The organism is Brachyspira sp. (assembly GCF_050873525.1).
Classification (GTDB): domain Bacteria; phylum Spirochaetota; class Brachyspiria; order Brachyspirales; family Brachyspiraceae; genus Brachyspira.
This window is the reverse complement of the sequence record NZ_JBNMIZ010000321.1, coordinates 1-2,037: the sequence shown is the minus strand read 5'-3', so window position 1 is coordinate 2,037 and position 2,037 is coordinate 1. Positions and strand designations below refer to the sequence as shown.

At 31.8% G+C, this 2,037-nt stretch carries 2 protein-coding genes; one reads left to right on the top strand and one right to left on the bottom strand.

What is annotated here, in order from left to right:
* The first annotated feature begins 106 nt into the window (after positions 1-106).
* On the top strand, positions 107-1,006 hold the full coding sequence (locus ACR0QS_RS13020; protein ID WP_432633881.1) for a patatin-like phospholipase family protein: 900 nt from the start codon (positions 107-109) through the stop codon (positions 1,004-1,006).
* A gap of 112 nt (positions 1,007-1,118) precedes the next feature.
* Here ACR0QS_RS13020 and ACR0QS_RS13015 read toward each other — a convergent pair whose 3' ends face one another.
* Positions 1,119-2,003, bottom strand: a complete 885-nt coding sequence (locus tag ACR0QS_RS13015) for a hypothetical protein (protein WP_432633880.1) — start codon at positions 2,001-2,003, stop codon at positions 1,119-1,121.
* Between the last annotated feature and the right edge of the window lie 34 nt (positions 2,004-2,037).

Sequence of the window (2,037 nt, the reverse complement as noted above, 5' to 3'; positions counted from 1 at the left end):
CTTGTTAAAGGAATAAAAGAAATTAAAGAAACGAATAAAAAAGAATATCTGGATTTTATAAATAGTTTTTGGGCTTTATATTTTAGCAATATTTGACGGAGTTTATATGTCGAAATTCGGTTTATCGTTGGGAGGAGGCGGAGGACTTGGAAGCTATCAAATCGGAGTTTGGAGAGCTTTAAAAGAATACGAAATTGACAAAAGAATAGACGCTTTATCGGGGACTTCGGTTGGAATACTCAACGCATGTTTAATCGCGCAAAACGATTACGAGGTAGCGGAATATATTTGGAAAAATGAAATTGAAAATAATATTCTTTCTAAAAAAAAGCCGAGCATGAAAAATAATTATATATCTTCAAACGGAATATTTACAAGAGAAGGTTTGCTTGAAATAATAGATAAATATTTGGACTTGGATATAATAGCGGATTATCCATGCCCGATTTTTGCGGCGGCGGTTAATCTAAAAACTATCGATGTCGTTTATTTCAAATTGAACGGAAAAAGTCATTCTCAAATAAAAGAAATAATGATGGCAAGCAGCGCGATACCAATTATATTCGGACGACAGAAAATAGAAGGCGTGGATTATGTGGACGGCGGAGTAGAAATTTTAAACGGAGACAATTTGCCTTTAAAACCTTTATATGACGAAGGATGCTCTCAAATAATAGCGATAAGCATGTATAAAGAAACGATTATTGAAAAAGACGAAAATTGCAAAGTTTACGAAATTATACCAAGTAAGGATTTGGGAGATTTTAGAACGGGAGCGATGGATTTTTCGCTTAAAGGCGCAAGAATGAGATTGGAAGAAGGATATAAAGACACGATTGAAATATTGAAACCGATATTTAGAATGGGAAAAATGCAGGCGGAATCTTTGTATTTAAATAAAAAATTGTATAAAGAAGAAATTAAAAATGAAATGAATAAAAAAGCGTTGAAAAATAAATTGGATAAAGCGATAAATGATTTGAAGATAAATGAAGATAATTCTTAAAAAACAAAATATAGAAAATTTTATTAATATTTACAAATAAAAAAGACACCGCTTAAAAACGATGCCTTTTATAATCAATTTTTATATATTCTAAAAATATAATTTATACCAATTAATCTAAAGCTTCTCTAATCGTAAAAGTAGAAGTTCCTTTATCCCAACCACTTCCCCCATACACATTGATAAAATAATACGAACAAGAAATAGTCGCACTTGATGGACTATCGAATGTAATCATTCCTCCTACTGTAGTTTCTCTATAGGTAGCTGTTAATTTTGTAGTATAAGGATAATTAAAAGTATCGCTAACTTTTCCAGAATAAGTATAAAAATCTAAGCCATAAAGTATTCCGCCACATAGAAAATTTATATTACCATCACCATCGACCGTAAAAACGGTTTGAACCCTACTTGTATTTTCCCATATTTTCCATTTTCCCGTAAGTTCCGTCCTTGAATGCTTACCAATTCCAAGTAACGAATAGGTAATATCAGCTCCGTAATTACTAAACTTTATTATCAAATAACCGTCTTCGGTAAAAGTAACAGTCGCTGTATTTCTGTTATTGCTTTTATATCGAGTCGCTTCCAAATTATAAACCGCTCCAGTTCCGTTCGCATTATCATAAAATTTTCCTTCCTCCTCTGTAATGCTTCCGTCTTCTTCCATAGTCATAGCACTTATATAAGGTTTTGAATTTTCGTCCACTTTTACATCCGCGTAAAAATATATTTTCTTTGTCGTGTTATATATAGAATAATAAGCTCCAGATTTAAACGATAAATCTTTAAATTGAATTAAACCTTGATTTGTATCAATGGTTAATTTATTATCCGTATTATCTTCAGGAAATTCGGGTGGAGGCGTTGGTTCCGCTTCCGTCACAGCCATATTTCCGACATCGGCAGGACTAGAACAAGCTACCGAAACTATAACCGTTATAATAGCAAGCGCTATCAAACTTAAAAAGATTTTTAGATGTTTTTTAGCAATCATAATTTTACTCCTTAAAAATTTAATTTCTGAATAT